Source organism: Streptomyces sioyaensis, assembly GCF_004122735.1.
GTDB classification, from domain to species: domain Bacteria; phylum Actinomycetota; class Actinomycetes; order Streptomycetales; family Streptomycetaceae; genus Streptomyces; species Streptomyces sioyaensis.
In genome coordinates, this window is the sequence record NZ_SDIF01000045.1 from 1 (window position 1) to 15337 (window position 15337).

Sequence of the window (15337 nt, forward strand, 5' to 3'; positions counted from 1 at the left end):
CCTGGAGGGCCTGGTCTTCGCGGAGCGGATCGCCGCGGACATCGCCGCACGCCCCTTCCCCTGCTCGCCCCCGAGGCCCGTGGTGCCGTGCAGCGGATCATGACCGCCGGCGCCGGGGTGCTGCGCAGCGCCGAGAGCCTCACCCGGGCCGCCGCCGAGCTGGACCGCATCCAGCGCGAGGCGGCGGAGGCGAGCGCCGCCCCCGCCACGCACAAGGTTCCCGAGCCCGGCGTGGAAGCATGGGAGGCCACCAACCTCCTCTGCGTCGCGCGGGTGCTGGTCGCCGCCGCACAGCGCCGTACGGAGACCCGCGGCTGCCATTGGCGCGAGGACCACCCGGAGCGGGACGATGCCTCCTGGCGCCGGCACTTCCGCATCACCCTGGATGCGGACCGCGCACTGGCCCTCCACACGACGGAGACCGCGGGTTTCCCGCCGACCGCCGACGAGGGCCTCCCGGCCCCCGCGAGCCCGTGACCACCGATCGACCGCAACGACAGACCACCGGGGCATCCCACCCCTCCTCCCCGAATACGGAGCCCAGCCCGTGAGCAGCACCCGCGACGACCTCCCCCTCCTCCAGATCGGCGGGCCCACCGGCGGCGCCCCCAGCGGCGGCTGCGGCGACGCCTGCGGCTGCGGCGGCGACGACGGCTCGTACGACCTCGACCCGCTGAGCTGCGGCCTCGACCCCGACCTGGCCGCGCTCCTGGTGGCCGCCGGGCTCGACCCCGTGCAGGTCGAGGACATCGCACATCTCGCCCTTGAGGAGGACCTCGACCAGGGCGTGGACGTCACGACCGTGGCGACCGTCCCCGAGGACGCGGTCGCCACCGGCGACTTCACGGCCCGCGAGGCCGGCACGGTCGCCGGGCTGCGGGTGGCCGAGGCGGTGCTGTCCATGGTGTGCACCGACGAGTTCGCCGTCGAGCGGCACGTCGAGGACGGCGACCGGGTCGCGGCCGGCACCCCGCTGCTGAGCGTCACCACCCGCACCCGCGATCTGCTCACCGCCGAGCGCAGCGCGCTGAACCTCCTGTGCCGCCTGTCGGGCATCGCGACCACGACCCGGGCCTGGGCGAACGTGCTGGAGGGCACGAAGACCAAGGTCCGCGACACCCGCAAGACGACGCCGGGGCTGCGCGCCCTGGAGAAGTTCGCGGTGCGCTGCGGCGGCGGCGTCAACCACCGGATGTCGCTGTCGGACGCGGCGCTGATCAAGGACAACCACGTGGTCGCGGCCGGCGGCGTGGCCGAGGCGTTCCAGGCCGTACGGACCGAGTTCCCCGGCGTGCCGATCGAGGTCGAGGTCGACCGGCTCGACCAGATCCCGCCGATCCTCGCCCAGGGCGCCGACCTGATCCTGCTGGACAATTTCACGCCGGAGCAGACCCGCGAGGCCGTGGAGCTGGTCGCCGGCCGCGCCATGCTGGAGTCGTCGGGCCGGCTGACGCTCGACAACGCCCGGTCCTACGCCGAGACCGGCGTCGACTACCTCGCGGTGGGGGCGCTCACGCACTCCTCCCCGATCCTCGACATCGGCCTCGACCTGCGCGAGGACGGCTGACCGCCATGCTGCTGACCATCGACGTGGGCAATACCCACTCCGTTCTCGGCCTCTTCGACGGCGAGGAGATCGTCGAGCACTGGCGGATCTCCACCGACGCCCGTCGCACCGCCGACGAGCTCGCCGTCCTCCTCCAGGGCCTGATGGGGATGCATCCGCTGCTCGGCGACGACCTGGGCGACGGCATCGAGGGCATCTCCATCTGCTCGACGGTGCCCTCCGTCCTGCACGAGCTGCGCGAGGTCACCCGCCGCTACTACGGCGACGTTCCGGCCGTCCTGGTGGAGCCCGGCGTCAAGACCGGCGTACCGATCCTCATGGACAACCCCAAGGAGGTCGGCGCCGACCGGATCATCAACGCCCTGGCGGCCGTCGAGCTCTACGGCGGCCCCGCGGTGGTCGTCGACTTCGGCACGGCCACCACCTTCGACGCGGTCAGCGCGCGCGGCGAGTACGTCGGCGGCGTGATCGCGCCGGGCATCGAGATCTCCGTCGACGCGCTGGGCGTCAAGGGCGCCCAGCTCCGCAAGATCGAACTGGCCCGGCCGCGCAGCGTCATCGGCAAGAACACCGTCGAGGCCATGCAGTCCGGCATCCTCTACGGCTTCGCGGGCCAGGTCGACGGTGTGGTGCAGCGGATGGCACGGGAGCTGGCCGAGGACCCGGAGGAGGTGACCGTGATCGCCACCGGCGGGCTGGCCCCGATGGTGCTCGGTGAGTCGTCGGTGATCGACGCGCACGAGCCGTGGCTCACCCTCATCGGTCTGCGGCTGGTCTACGAGCGCAACATCGCCCGCTCGTAGCGGGTGCCGCGCCCGTCTCCGCCTTGGGGCGCCGACCGGCCCGTGCCGCCCTGCTCGACGCCTGGCGCCCGGTGGCGCGGCTCGCTGCCGCGCCACCGTTCACGAATTAAGCGGCTTTTGTCGAAAACGGTCGTAAAGTCGCTATATGCCAATGCCAAACGGAACCCGCGGCGGCATGGCGTTCAGCGCCGATGAGTTGCGTGTGCTCCGTCGCGCCCTCGCCCATGCCCTTGAGACGACGTCCCACCCTGCCCCGCTCCCCGTGCTCGGGCCCGAGTGGTCACAGGACATCCAGGAATATCTCCGGCTGGCCGAGGCGGTGGACGAGGCGGTCCGCGAAGGCGGCCGGCTGCGCGCCTTCCTCCTCGCCGACCTCGACCGCTACCGCGCGGCCCTGCCCGGCTCGGCGGTCGGCTACCTCGCGCAGCTGACCGAGGCGCTGGCCGCCGGCCACGTCCCCGGCCCCGACGACCTCGCCGCCCTGCGCTCGCTGTGCGCCCTGCCTGCCACGCTGGCCGAATGCGAGCGCCGCAGAGCCCTGCTGCGGCACTGCGAGCAGCTGGCCGAGCACTCCGTACGGGCCCGGCTCCGCGCGCTCCCAGGCGGCCGCTCGGCCTCCCTCGGCGGGCGGGAGCGCGAGCCGGAGCGGGAGCCGGAACCCGAGCGCAAGCCGGAACCCGCGCCCGCGCCCGCGCCGCATCCGAAGGGGCCCCGGCCGGGCCGGCCGATCCCGACGCCGGGCGAGGTCTTCCCGCCCCGCCGCAAGCCCGCCCCGCCCCCCGAGAGCCGCACGGCCTGAGCGCTGCGTACCCTCGAAGGGTCACATCCTTCAAGGAGGCCGAACGGCATGGATTACGTCGCAGCGCTGCTCCCGCCCGTGGTGATGGCCGTGGCCTTCACCGCCCTGATCGTGACCATGGTCAAGAGCCAGGGCGGGGCGAACAAGTCCAAGGAGGACGCCGCCGCGGACGCCCTGCTGGCCCGCGCCGAGTCCGCCGCCCAGGAGCCCAAGGCGCACGGCGCCTGAGCCCCGCCGCCTTTCGGCGGTCCGCGCACACTACGACCCGGGAATGACCATCCCGGGTCGTATGTCCTTTTTCAGGCGCAAACGCCACGAGATCAACGGGCATTCACGACATCTCCCACTATTCTTCTTGTGTGCCGAGACGCTTGGGTGATCTGGAAGACGCGGTCATGACGCGGGTCTGGGAGTGGAACCGCCCAGTCACCGTTCGAGAAGTCCTGGAAGATCTCCAGAGAGAACGGTCCATCGCCTACACAACGGTCATGACCGTATTGGACAACCTCCATCAGAAGGGCTGGGTGCGCCGCGAAGCAGAAGGCCGCGCCTATCGATATGAGGCGGTCTCCACTCGCGCCGCCTACGCGGCCGCACTGATGAACGAGGCATGGTCCGCCAGCGACAACCCCGCGGCCGCCCTTGTGGCCTTCTTCGGCATGATGTCGCCGGAACAGCGCCAGGCCTTGCGCGATGCCGTGCGGATGGTGGAAGTCGACGAACCGGCGGAAGACGCGGAACAACAGGCACAAGAGGCCGCGCCGGCGGAAGAAGGCGAAGCGGAAGCGGCGCCGCAAGGGGCCGGGGAAGCCGGATCCACCGAAGGGGACGAACCCGGGGCGAACGCCACCGGCAAGGGGCGATAGCGTCCCGGCATGCCTCCGCATTCAAAAGGCCTCACCGTGCGCCGGGCCAGGACCAGCGATGTTCCCGCCGTACGCCGCCTCATCGACGCCTACTCACGTGACGGGATCCTGCTCGACAAAGCCACCGTCACGCTTTACGAGGACATCCAGGAGTTCTGGGTCGCCGAGCGCGACGAAGACGCCGAGGTCGTCGGCTGCGGAGCGCTCCACGTCATGTGGGAAGACCTGGCGGAGGTCCGCACTCTGGCGGTGGATCCGCGGCTGAAGGGGTCGGGTGTCGGCCACCAAGTCCTGGACAAGCTGCTGCGCACCGCGAGCTGGCTGGGAGTGCGGCGCATTTTCTGTCTCACCTTCGAAGTCGACTTCTTCACCAAGCACGGCTTCGTGGAGATCGGCGATGCCCCGGTAGACGGTGATGTCTACAGTGAGCTGCTGCGTTCCTATGACGAGGGCGTTGCGGAGTTCCTGGGCCTCGAACGAGTGAAGCCCAACACCCTGGGTAACAGCCGGATGCTTCTGCACCTGTGATGAGTGTTCTATGTCCGAATCGCTCCCCTATCTCATGGGTACGGAAGCATGCGTTCCCCGGTCTGCGGGCAAGTGAACCCTACCCAAGGGTTTGTGTTTTTCCCGGAAAAGCGGTTTGCTTTCCGTCGTAATCCGCATTCGATGAAAGGGAAACCGGTGGCACAGAAGGTTCAGGTTCTTCTTGTCGACGACCTCAACGGTGGCGAGGCGGACGAGACCGTGACGTTCGCTCTCGACGGCAAGTCCTACGAGATCGACCTCTCCGACAGCAACGCCCAGAAGCTTCGCGAGTCGCTTGCCGACTTCGTGAAGGCGGGCCGCCGTACCGGTGGCCGCGCTTCTTCCGGTCGTGGCAAGTCCCGTGCGGCGGCTTCCGGTGGCAGCCAGGACACCGCGAAGATCCGCGCGTGGGCGAAGGAGAACGGCTACAACGTCAATGACCGTGGCCGTGTGCCCGCCGACATTCGCGAGGCATTCGAGAAGGCCAACGGCTGATCGGCGTTCGCGCGGTCCGTTTGGGCATTACCAGCATGCAACAACCGGGCACGGTGGCACTCGGTGGCCGCCGCGCTCACGAGACGTACGAGGTCGGGGGCGCCCCCGACGTCCCCGATTCCTGCTCCCGGCCCCGTGGTGGGCAGGGAATTCTCCGCCTCGTACTCGGGTCGGGGAGGCCGCACCCACCCCGCGGCCTCCCGCGAGCCGAATCCGTATGACAGTGCTGGACCAGTGGGGAACGCCGGTGCGGGCATCCGGTCTCCGGTCCCACGCGCCGTAAGATCCGGCGCGAGCGCGCCCCACTCCAGCCATTCCAGGATTCCCGGGAGTTCCTCGGCGCCGCCGGCTGCGATGAAGATGAGCAATTTCGGCCGATTACCCGGCCGATTCCCGTCGCGTCCGGTCCGAAGCAGTGCCACCGGTCCGGTGCACCGCAGCCGGCGCAGTACGGCGTACCCCGCACAGGCGGGCATCTCCAGGACGTCGAAACGCAGCCCCGTCAGCAGTTCCACCGGTTCCGTTCCGGTGGTCGGCCAGCCCATTTCCTCCTCGTACCACCGGCGGACGGTGGCGAGGGGGCTGCGGGGGCGCGGAAGCACGCGGGCCATGCCCGGTGCAACTCCCGAACACTCAGGAAGTTACGGCTGAAGTTACGCTGTGTAGAGGTTCGGATACGTTCCGTTTTCGAGTGTGGGGTGCGGCGGAGCCGGCGACGGCGTGCGGATGTTCGCCCGTAGCGGATGGAAGCGGCTGATGCCGCATGGAGTGTCAGTGGCAGCGGGTAAGACAGTCTCAGTGGGAAGAGACCGTGTGACCGGCGCCCGAGGCGTTCCGCCCCGGCTGGTGGCCGACGGCGGACGGCGTGTCGGTACACGGCGCGTTCGCCACGGGCGTAGTGGCAGAGGGCGTATATGCCTGGCCTGCGGGAACATCGTCTCGCACCATCGAGTTGGAGCAGATGTCAGCTGTTCGGCAGTAAATTTCCCCGCCGGAGCGGGGGTGATCCGGACGGGTGTCGGCAGTTGGAATGAGCTGTCCCGCCCCGCGGGACTAGCATGCGGAAGGACAGGGAGGGGACCGACCCCTAACTGCCTGACCGCTCTGAGGAGCGATTAACGATGTTCGAGAGGTTCACCGACCGCGCGCGGCGGGTTGTCGTCCTGGCTCAGGAAGAAGCCCGGATGCTCAACCACAACTACATCGGCACCGAGCACATTCTCCTGGGCCTGATCCATGAGGGTGAGGGTGTCGCCGCTAAGGCCCTGGAGAGCCTCGGGATTTCGCTCGAGGCGGTCCGCCAGCAGGTGGAGGAGATCATCGGGCAGGGCCAGCAGGCCCCGTCCGGGCACATTCCCTTCACCCCCCGTGCCAAGAAGGTCCTGGAGCTCTCGCTCCGCGAGGCCCTCCAGCTCGGCCACAACTACATCGGTACGGAGCACATCCTGCTCGGCCTGATCCGCGAGGGCGAGGGCGTCGCCGCCCAGGTCCTGGTGAAGCTGGGCGCCGATCTCAACCGGGTGCGGCAGCAGGTCATCCAGCTGCTCTCCGGCTACCAGGGCAAGGAAGCCGCCACGGCCGGCGGCCCCGCCGAGGGCACGCCCTCGACGTCCCTCGTCCTGGACCAGTTCGGCCGCAACCTGACGCAGGCCGCTCGCGAGACCAAGCTCGACCCGGTCATCGGGCGCGAGAAGGAAATCGAGCGGGTCATGCAGGTGCTGTCCCGCCGTACCAAGAACAACCCGGTCCTCATCGGCGAGCCCGGCGTCGGCAAGACGGCGGTCGTCGAGGGCCTGGCGCAGGCCATCGTCAAGGGCGAGGTGCCCGAGACCCTCAAGGACAAGCACCTCTACACCCTCGACCTCGGTGCCCTGGTCGCCGGCTCCCGCTACCGGGGTGACTTCGAGGAGCGCCTGAAGAAGGTCCTCAAGGAGATCCGCACCCGCGGCGACATCATCCTGTTCATCGACGAGCTCCACACCCTGGTGGGTGCGGGCGCCGCCGAGGGCGCTATCGACGCCGCGAGCATCCTCAAGCCCATGCTGGCGCGAGGCGAGCTGCAGACCATCGGTGCCACCACGCTCGACGAGTACCGCAAGCACCTGGAGAAGGACGCGGCCCTGGAGCGCCGCTTCCAGCCGATCCAGGTCGCGGAGCCGTCGCTGCCGCATACGATCGAGATCCTCAAGGGTCTGCGGGACCGCTACGAAGCGCACCACCGCGTCTCCATCACGGACTCCGCGCTGGTCGCCGCGGCCACCCTCGCCGACCGCTACATCTCGGACCGCTTCCTGCCGGACAAGGCGATCGACCTGATCGACGAGGCCGGCTCCCGGATGCGCATCCGCCGGATGACCGCGCCGCCGGACCTGCGCGAATTCGACGAGAAGATCGCCGATGTGCGCCGGGAGAAGGAGTCCGCGATCGACTCGCAGGACTTCGAGATGGCCGCGGGCCTGCGCGACAAGGAGAAGCAGCTCCTGGCCGCCAAGGCGAAGCGGGAGAAGGAGTGGAAGGCCGGCGACATGGACGTCGTCGCCGAGGTGGACGAGGAGCTGATCGCCGAGGTCCTGGCGACGGCCACCGGCATCCCGGTCTTCAAGCTCACCGAGGAGGAGTCCTCCCGGCTGCTGCGGATGGAAGACGAGCTGCACAAGCGCGTCATCGGCCAGAAGGACGCCATCAAGGCGCTCTCCCAGGCCATCCGCCGTACCCGTGCCGGCCTGAAGGACCCCAAGCGTCCCGGTGGCTCGTTCATCTTCGCCGGTCCGTCCGGTGTCGGTAAGACCGAGCTGTCCAAGACGCTGGCGGAGTTCCTGTTCGGCGACGAGGACGCGCTGATCTCCCTCGACATGTCGGAGTTCAGCGAGAAGCACACGGTCTCGCGGCTGTTCGGTTCGCCTCCCGGCTACGTCGGCTACGAAGAGGGCGGCCAGCTCACCGAGAAGGTGCGCCGCAAGCCGTTCTCCGTCGTGCTCTTCGACGAGGTCGAGAAGGCCCACCCGGACATCTTCAACTCGCTGCTGCAGATCCTGGAGGACGGTCGCCTGACCGACTCCCAGGGCCGGGTCGTGGACTTCAAGAACACGGTCATCATCATGACGACCAACCTCGGCACCCGGGACATCTCCAAGGGCTTCAACCTCGGCTTCGCGGCCCAGGGCGACACCAAGTCCAGCTACGAGCGGATGAAGAACAAGGTCAACGAAGAGCTCAAGCAGCACTTCCGCCCCGAGTTCCTCAACCGTGTGGACGACACCGTCGTCTTCCACCAGCTGACCGAGGACGACATCATCCAGATCGTCGACCTCATGATCGCCAAGGTGGACGAGCGGCTCAAGGACCGCGACATGGGCATCGAGCTCAGCGGCGAGGCGAAGTCGCTGCTGGCCAAGCGCGGGTACGACCCGGTGCTCGGCGCCCGTCCGCTGCGCCGCACGATCCAGCGTGAGATCGAGGACGCCCTCTCGGAGAAGATCCTCTTCAGCGAGCTGCGTCCCGGTCACATCGTGGTCGTCGACACCGAGGGCGAGGGTGAGACCGCCAAGTTCACCTTCCGTGGCGAGGAGAAGTCGGCGCTGCCCGACGCCCCGCCGATCGAGTCCGCTACCGGCGGCTCGGGCCCCAACCTGAGCAAGGACGCGTAAGCACCGCGCGCCGCGCGTCCCTCTCGCACACGGCACTGCCCCGGAACCGTTTCTCACGGTTCCGGGGCAGTTCCGTTGTGGTGTGCGCCCGGAAAGGCAGCGCCCCCTTCACATGGCTGTTTTCGGACAGCTGTGCCGACGGGCCCGGTGTCCGCCCGCTACATCTGCACGAGGCGAATGCCGTCGGGAACTCCGCGCACCGGTGGAATACGACGGCCGATCCGCAGGGTGTCCAGTTCCGGAAAGGCGGAGAGCCATTCCAGGGAAACGCCCAGATCGTAGGCGAGCCACAGCCGGGTCAGGCCGTCGGCCGGGGCGATGCCCTCGATGAGCTGGTCGGGGGTGAAAGGCCCGGCGATCTGCAGATGCGGGCGGCCGCCCAGCCGGCGCAGCGCATGCAGTTCCGCCAGGTCGGACACCGGAAAGTACAGCTCGGCCGGATCGAGGTGGGCGATGATCTCGCGGGCGTAGCGGGCGGTGTCATGGCGCCGCCAGGCCCCGGCGAGCTGTGCGCGGATATCGTGATGCGCCCGCTCGCGCAGGCCCGTCAGATAGTCGATCGCCATGTCGTCGGCGATCGAGGTGGCGGTGATCGCGAGGAGGTAGGCCTCGCTGTCGGGGACGTGGGTGGGGTCGGGGAGCATTTCCAGCACGATCGGCCCGATCCAGCCCAGGGCGCGGGCCGCGGCCGGGGTGCTGGGCCGCACCATGTCGCGGGTGAAGCGCCGGACCCGCGCCCGGACCGCCGGATCCAGCTCGGCGGCATGCTCCAGACAGGCCGCCGCCAGCAGCTTGCGGTGCCGGGCCTCGGCGGCGCGTACGCCCGGGTGCGGGGCGAGCAGCCCGTCCAGGAGGGCCGCGCACTCGTCGGGGCGGGCCAGCGCCACGGCCATCCGGATGACGTCCTCCCAGTCGTCGTGGTGGGCATGGTCGAGGAGCAGCCCGAAATCGTGCCGCTGCACGGTCGCGCGGGCGGCGAGGTAGTCCTGGAAGGTGCGGTGGACGAAGTCGACGGTGCCGGGGGTGGGCTCGCGCAGCAGCCCGGTGCGGTTGAGCAGGTGCCGGAAGACCTCCTCGGGGCCGCCCTGGCGGGCCGCGTCCGGGATCGCGGGCAGATGCCGGGCGAGCGTGGCGACCGCGGTCGTCCGGTCGATCTCCGAACGGCCGTTGACCAGCATCCAGTGGGCCAGCTTCTGCAACAGCTGGATCTTGGGCTGCCGGGTCAGCTCGACACCGTCGACGGGCACCATCGCCCGCTCCCGGTCCCGGCGCTCCAGCAGCATCGACAGCGCCGCGTCGTAGAGTTCCTTGCGGCCGTGCGGCAGATAGCCGCGGCGGTCGCGGTGCAGGGCGCACAGCAGCCCGCACATCAGCGGATTGGTCGCCAGCCGCCCCAGATCGCGGGTGATCCGTACGGCATTGAGCAGGGTCCGCTCGTAATGGCCGAGCCGGTCGAGGTCGGCCGGGCGCTGCTGGGCCGCGGCACGGTGCCAGCGATGGATGAACGCGGCGACGTCCTCGCGGTTCATCGGGGCCAGCGACAGCTCGCTGAACCCCTCGCCGGCCAGCCAGTTGCCGGGCACGGCGGACGGCCGGGAGGTGACGATCCAGACGTTGCCGGGATAGCGCGCGGTCCATTCGACGAGATTGCGGCGCACCTCCTCGCGGTCGCTCTCGGGAGCCTCGTCGATCCCGTCGATCAGCAGCAGCGCCCGGCCCGCGCCGAGCACCCGCTCCGTCCAGCCGGCCGGCGCGTCCTCGGCCCTCTGGTAGCCGACGGCGCTGAGGAACGTGCCGGGGGTGGGCAGGCCGGCACGGGCGAAGCGGCGTACGGGCAGCAGGAAGGGCACCCGGCCGCGCAGCTCCGCCAGCGTCCCGGGCAGCTCCCCGCGGGCGGTGGCGACGGCCAGCCACTGCAACAGCGTGGTCTTGCCCGACCCGGCCACCCCGCGCACCAGGACCTTGCCGCGGCCGGACAGCGCCTGTTCGGCGGGGACCGGCGGGTCGTCCTGCCCGCCGGCGCCCGGAGCGGCGGCCTCGCCGTCCTGGGGGCCGGGCTCGCACTGGAGCCCCAGGTAGGCGGCGTCCAGCGGCCAGCTGTCGGGGGAGTGGGCGAGATCGATGCCGAAGATCGTGAGGTGGTTGTGGAGGGCGGCGGTGGCCCGGGCGTAGCGCGCCTCGAACGCGGCGTCCTGGGAGGCCGCGTCCTCCGGGGCGGGCGGCGGGGTGCGCAGGACGGCGCTGCCATGGCCGTCGATCAGTCCGGCGAGGGTACGGGTCTGCTCGACGAGCGTGTGTGCCACGTACGGCGAGCGCCGGGTGAGGAAGTGGAGGATATGCAGCGCCGCGGCGTCCAGCAGCAGACCGTGCAGCTGAGCCGCGTCGGGGGTCAGGCCGCGGGTGGCCCCGGGCACGGCCTCGCACAGCCGGCGGGCGAATGCGGCGGGCAGCAGGCGGACCGCGTCGGCGTCGTCCATCCCGGTGTCGGCCAGGGCCCGCAGGGTGCCGGTCAGGGCGGTGGCCAGGGCCTGGTCCACGTCCCCGGCCGGGCCGCCCGAGGCCTGCTCGACGAGCGCCGCGGCGACGCCGGAGAGCTCGCGCTCGGTCAGGGCCGGCTTCTCGCCGGTGAAGGAGAGCAGCCGGGAGAGGGGTACGGGCCGGTCGGCCGGCTCGGCGCACGGCCCGTCGGGGAGGAAGAGCCGGCGGATCAGCGGATCGACGGCGTGGGGCGTGAGGCGGGCGACGATGTTCGCGGGATCCATGGGTTCCCCGTAACTGCGGTGCTGAATAGAGGAGTTGAGGAGGGCGCGCTGTCGGCCAGCCTAGGCGCGGGGGCGGGGATAGCGGGTGAGTTCGATGTGCGGAGGGAGGGAGTGGCCGGGTTCAGGGTGGACGTAGGAGAGAAAGACCTTCTGGAGTTCCGGCAGAGCCGCCGCGGGGGAGAGGTCGACGGAGCCGTCGAGGATGCCGTAGAGCCGAAGTGTGCGGACACCGGGGAAAGCCGGGAGGGCCCCGCTCAGCAGGCGGCTCATCTCGGACAGCGGAAGGCGCGCCGCGTTGATGAAGCTGAGGTCTTTCACCTGCGGAAGCCTCAGACCGTCCGGCAGGTGCAGGGCGACCCCTTCTTCCGCGAGGCCGAACGAGAAATCCTCCAGCTCGCCCAGTGCCGCCAGCGCCTCCCATTGGTCCGCGCCGAAGTCATGGGTGAGGCGCTGCAGTTGGATGAAGCGCATCCGGGGCCAGCGCGTGATACCGGTGAATTCGGAGCCTATGGGCCGGCTGAGGGTCACGTTGCGCAACGGGGCATCCGCGGGGAGCGCCGCCAAGCCCCCCGGCGGGAGCGTGCAGTGCAGCAGCAGCGTACGAAGGTGGTGCAGCCGGTGGAGTCCGCGCGGAATCGTCACGTTCCTCTCGGGCGGCCCGGCGATGTTCAACGTGCGGAGGTGAAGGTCCGCGAGCGGGGCGACGCTTTCGACGGCCGGGCAGTCCCAGAGCGACAGCCATTTCAGAGCGGGGAACTCCCGGAGGAAGGTCAGGTCGGTGATCTCCGGATTCTCCGAGAGGGTCAGACTTTCGATCCGATCGAGCGGCAGAGCACCGAGGAGTTCAGCAGCCGTGAAGGGGCCCCTCACCGAGACGCGTGGTGGGCCGAGCGCCCGCAGTGCGTGCAGTTCGGCGGGGGACGTCGCGGTAACGGTCACCTTGGCGTCGAGGTGCTGGATGACCTCCTGGGAATAGGTGTGGGTATCGAATTGCGGCCATGAGGCGGCGAGTTGGATCCGGGCACCGTCCGCCGGGTGTTTCCGGAACCGCTTCATGACCTCCAGCGCCGCGTCCGACCCGATGAGCGCGGCGGTCGCCACCACCTCCTGCGCCTCGTCCTCCGCCAGCCCCTCCGGACCGGGCAGCAACTCCAGGACCAGGGGTCCTACCGCGGCCAGCAGCTGCGACTCCTCGTGGCTGCGCGGCGGCAGAATCGCCCGGGCCCGCGTGTGCACCTCCTCCCGCACCCGCGGATCCAGCTCCGCCGCATGCTCCAGGCAGGCCATCGCGAGCAGGTGGATACGCAGCCGGGCGGCATCGTCCGCGAGACGGTCGCCCTGGGCCACCAACTCCCCGAGAATCTCCGCCCGTTCCCGCGGCCGCGCATGCGCCACCGCCATCCGGATCACGTCCTCCCACTGGGAGTCCTCCGCATGCGCGACCAGCAGCCCGAAGTCCCCGTCCTCGACGGCGGCCTTGGCGCCGAGGTAGTCCTGGAAGGTCCGGTGGACGAAGTCGACCGAGCCGGGCGCCGGTTCGCGGAGCAGGCCGCTGCGCAGCAGCAGATGGCGGAAGACCGCGGCCGCGTCGCCCTGCTCCGCGGCGGCGGGTACGGCCGGCAGCGCCTCGCCGACGATCCGCTCCGCCCGGTCCCGGTCGAGTTCCGTGCGGCCGTTGCGGATCAGCCAGTAGGCCAGCCGCTGGAGGAGCTGGATCTGCGGCTCGTCGCTCAGCTCGATGCCCGTGGGGGCGCCCATGTCGCGTTCGCGGTCGCGGCGGGAGAGCAGCATGCCCAGGGCGGCGTCGTACAGCTCCTTGCGGCCGGTGGGCAGATAGCCGCGGCGGTCCCGGTGCAGCGCGCAGATCAGGCCGCACATGAGGGGGTTGGTGGCGAGCCGGGCGAGGTCCTGCTTGGTGTGGACGGCGGCGAGCAGGGACCGCTGATAGGCGTCGAGGCGCTCGGGGTCCTCGGCGTCGCAGCGGGCCGCGTCGTGCCAGCGGCCGATGAACGCGGCGACCTCGGCGCGGCTCATGGGGGAGAGCGTCAGCTCGCCGAAGCCGTCGGTGGCGAGCCAGTCGTCGCGTACGGCGGAGGGGCGGGAGGTGACCATCCACAGGTTGTCCGGGAAGGCGTCGAGCAGATCGCGCAGCCAGCGGCGGGTCAGCTCGCGCTCGCGCTCGGGGATCTCGTCCAGGCCGTCGACCAGCAGCAGCGCCCGCCCGGAGGCCAGCACGCGGTCGGCCCAGCCGTCGGGCTGCGAGCCGGAGACGGGGCAGCCGACGGCCGCGAGGAAGCGGCCGGGGGCGGGCAGGGCGGCGCCCTCGCGGGTGAGGGTGCGCAGGGGAAGGACGAAGGGGATGCGGCCGTAGAGGTGGGGGAGGGCGGTCTCGCCCGGAGCCTTGGTGCAGGAGACGGCCAGCCACTGGACGAGGGTGCTCTTGCCGGAGCCGGCGACGCCGCGCAGCAGCACCCGGTCGCGCCCGGCCAGGGCCTGGTCGGCGGGGACGGGGACGGGCGGGGGGACGGCCGGGCCGGTCCGGGGGCCGCCCGCCGCGTCCCAGGGGGCGCCGGCGCCGACCTCGCGGGCCGGGGCGGCCGTCGCCTCCAGGCTCATGTACGCGGCATCCAGCGGCCACCGGTCCGGGGAGTGGGCGAGATCGATGCCGTAGATGGTCAGCCGGCTGTGTTTGCGGGCGATGTACGTGAGATAGCCGCGCTCGAAGGCGTCGTCGGCGGCCCGCGGGGACGGATGCCGGTCGAGGAACTCGTCGATGAGCGTGATCAGGCTGTCCAGGCTCCGGCTCTGCTGGACCAGGGTGCGGGCCACGAAGGTCGACCGCTGGGTGAAGAAGTGCACGATGTGCAGACAGGCCGTGCCGAGCAGGGTGGCGTGCAGCAGCTCGCCGTCCCGGGAGAGGCCGCGGACGGCATGCGGGCTCGCCGCCTCCAGGCGTTCGGCGAGGGCGGTGGCGCCCAGGCGGACGGCCTGTACGTCGTCCATGTCGAGGTCGCCCAGGCCGCGCAGCGTGGTGGCCAGGGCCTCGGCCACCGCCCGCTCCTCGTCCCCGGCCAGGGGGCGCTCGCCGGGCCCGGCGGTTCGTACGGCCCGGGCCACCAGCTCCGCCGCGATCTTGTGCAGGTCCTGGTCGGACAGGGTCCGCCGCTCGCCCTTGAAGCTGACCAGCCCGGAGACCCGTACCGGCTTCGCCACCAGCCCGGCGCCCGGCCCCTCCTTGACGAAGAGCTTCCTGACGAGCGGTGCGACCACGCCGGAGGCGAGTCGGACGCCCACTGCTGACGGGTCCATCGTGCGGTCCGCCCTCCCCCGTGGCCGGTGCTGTCGTCCGGCCAGGCTAGAGCGGATGCCGGGGCTCCGGGGTGGGGTTCGGCCAGGTTCGTGCGCGCGGCGGTGGGCGCACAAAGGTGTGGCGCCGGTCACGGAATTCGCCGCCGTAATGCCTTCCGAATTGATTTCCGGCGGGCCGTACGTAACCCGCGTCACAGCATTCCACGTAGCCCAGGTCACAGGGAAAAGGCATTTGATCTTGCCTGCTCGTGACATGGCGCACAGGCGATTTTGGCCCTACTAAAGGAATTAGGGGAGAGCGGGGGCGGTGGATCGGGGGTTACCGGGGACGCGGGAGCGAGGCGCGGGCGAGATAAGCGCCAGGTGAGGCGCCGTCCGTGCAATGAAGGGGTAAAGGGCCTGTTCAGAGGGGCTTTGGTGGGCACTGGCAACACCCGAGTTGTCCCATTTTGGGGGTTTCATGCAGAGGTCGGATGTCGCGTCAAGGCCCGGATTCGACCGGCCTTTGATACGGGCCCGGTTAGTAGAAAGGCCCCTTGGCGGGGCGGCGCAGGCGGGTTA

11 protein-coding genes and 1 pseudogene are annotated in these 15337 nt (G+C 70.6%); 9 read left to right on the plus strand and 3 right to left on the minus strand.

Annotation, left to right across the window (positions count from 1 at the left end; all coding sequences use genetic code 11):
• The 8 genes and pseudogenes from EST54_RS17240 to EST54_RS17275 all read left to right on the plus strand — a co-directional run.
• Positions 1–477: pseudogene (locus tag EST54_RS17240) on the plus strand (L-aspartate oxidase); the annotation flags it as partial.
• Between the two features lie 70 nt (positions 478–547).
• On the plus strand, positions 548–1567 hold the full coding sequence (gene nadC / locus EST54_RS17245) for a carboxylating nicotinate-nucleotide diphosphorylase (RefSeq protein ID WP_129248530.1): 1020 nt from the start codon (positions 548–550) through the stop codon (positions 1565–1567).
• A 5-nt stretch (positions 1568–1572) separates the two neighbouring features.
• Positions 1573–2370: a type III pantothenate kinase gene (locus EST54_RS17250; RefSeq protein WP_129248531.1), complete on the plus strand. Its 798-nt coding sequence runs from the start codon at positions 1573–1575 to the stop codon at positions 2368–2370.
• A 175-nt stretch (positions 2371–2545) separates the two neighbouring features.
• Complete coding sequence (locus EST54_RS17255; protein ID WP_129248565.1) at positions 2546–3169, plus strand: hypothetical protein; 624 nt, start codon at positions 2546–2548, stop codon at positions 3167–3169.
• A 48-nt stretch (positions 3170–3217) separates the two neighbouring features.
• A complete protein-coding gene (locus tag EST54_RS17260) occupies positions 3218–3397 on the plus strand; it encodes a hypothetical protein (protein ID WP_129248532.1) in 180 nt (59 codons plus the stop codon).
• 167 nt (positions 3398–3564) lie between these two features.
• A complete protein-coding gene (locus tag EST54_RS17265) occupies positions 3565–4035 on the plus strand; it encodes a BlaI/MecI/CopY family transcriptional regulator (RefSeq protein WP_239013285.1) in 471 nt (156 codons plus the stop codon).
• 9 nt (positions 4036–4044) lie between these two features.
• Positions 4045–4563 (plus strand): amino-acid N-acetyltransferase, encoded by a 519-nt coding sequence (locus tag EST54_RS17270; RefSeq protein WP_040898709.1) that lies wholly within the window; start codon positions 4045–4047, stop codon positions 4561–4563.
• Between the two features lie 156 nt (positions 4564–4719).
• Positions 4720–5058: a histone-like nucleoid-structuring protein Lsr2 gene (locus EST54_RS17275; RefSeq protein WP_006604017.1), complete on the plus strand. Its 339-nt coding sequence runs from the start codon at positions 4720–4722 to the stop codon at positions 5056–5058.
• Here EST54_RS17275 and EST54_RS35475 read toward each other — a convergent pair.
• A complete protein-coding gene (locus tag EST54_RS35475) occupies positions 4989–5669 on the minus strand; it encodes an SCO3374 family protein (protein ID WP_129248534.1) in 681 nt (226 codons plus the stop codon). The genes EST54_RS17275 and EST54_RS35475 overlap by 70 nt on opposite strands.
• 510 nt (positions 5670–6179) lie before the next feature.
• Here EST54_RS35475 and EST54_RS17290 point away from each other — a divergent pair.
• Positions 6180–8705 carry an ATP-dependent Clp protease ATP-binding subunit gene (locus EST54_RS17290; protein ID WP_129248535.1) on the plus strand — a complete coding sequence of 842 codons (2526 nt, stop codon included), beginning with the start codon at positions 6180–6182 and terminating at the stop codon, positions 8703–8705.
• 158 nt (positions 8706–8863) lie between these two features.
• On the opposite strand, the gene EST54_RS17295 is transcribed toward EST54_RS17290, so the two are convergent.
• Entirely contained in the window at positions 8864–11467 is a 2604-nt protein-coding gene (locus EST54_RS17295; RefSeq protein WP_129248536.1) for an NACHT domain-containing protein, read from the minus strand.
• A gap of 60 nt (positions 11468–11527) precedes the next feature.
• On the minus strand, positions 11528–14776 hold the full coding sequence (locus EST54_RS17300) for an NACHT domain-containing protein (protein ID WP_167511557.1): 3249 nt from the start codon (positions 14774–14776) through the stop codon (positions 11528–11530).
• Positions 14777–15337: the final 561 nt, after the last annotated feature.

What these genes read in the sequence shown, in the direction of transcription:
- EST54_RS17250 (WP_129248531.1), top strand. Translation starts at nt 1,573, where the DNA reads ATGCTGCTGACCATCGACGTGGGCAATACCCACTCCGTTCTCGGCCTC.
- EST54_RS17255 (WP_129248565.1), top strand. Translation starts at nt 2,546, where the DNA reads ATGGCGTTCAGCGCCGATGAGTTGCGTGTGCTCCGTCGCGCCCTCGCC.
- EST54_RS17260 (WP_129248532.1), top strand. Translation starts at nt 3,218, where the DNA reads ATGGATTACGTCGCAGCGCTGCTCCCGCCCGTGGTGATGGCCGTGGCC.
- EST54_RS17265 (WP_239013285.1), top strand. Translation starts at nt 3,565, where the DNA reads ATGACGCGGGTCTGGGAGTGGAACCGCCCAGTCACCGTTCGAGAAGTC.
- EST54_RS17270 (WP_040898709.1), top strand. Translation starts at nt 4,045, where the DNA reads ATGCCTCCGCATTCAAAAGGCCTCACCGTGCGCCGGGCCAGGACCAGC.
- EST54_RS35475 (WP_129248534.1), bottom strand. Translation starts at nt 5,669, where the DNA reads ATGGCCCGCGTGCTTCCGCGCCCCCGCAGCCCCCTCGCCACCGTCCGC.
- EST54_RS17290 (WP_129248535.1), top strand. Translation starts at nt 6,180, where the DNA reads ATGTTCGAGAGGTTCACCGACCGCGCGCGGCGGGTTGTCGTCCTGGCT.
- EST54_RS17295 (WP_129248536.1), bottom strand. Translation starts at nt 11,467, where the DNA reads ATGGATCCCGCGAACATCGTCGCCCGCCTCACGCCCCACGCCGTCGAT.
- EST54_RS17300 (WP_167511557.1), bottom strand. Translation starts at nt 14,776, where the DNA reads ATGGACCCGTCAGCAGTGGGCGTCCGACTCGCCTCCGGCGTGGTCGCA.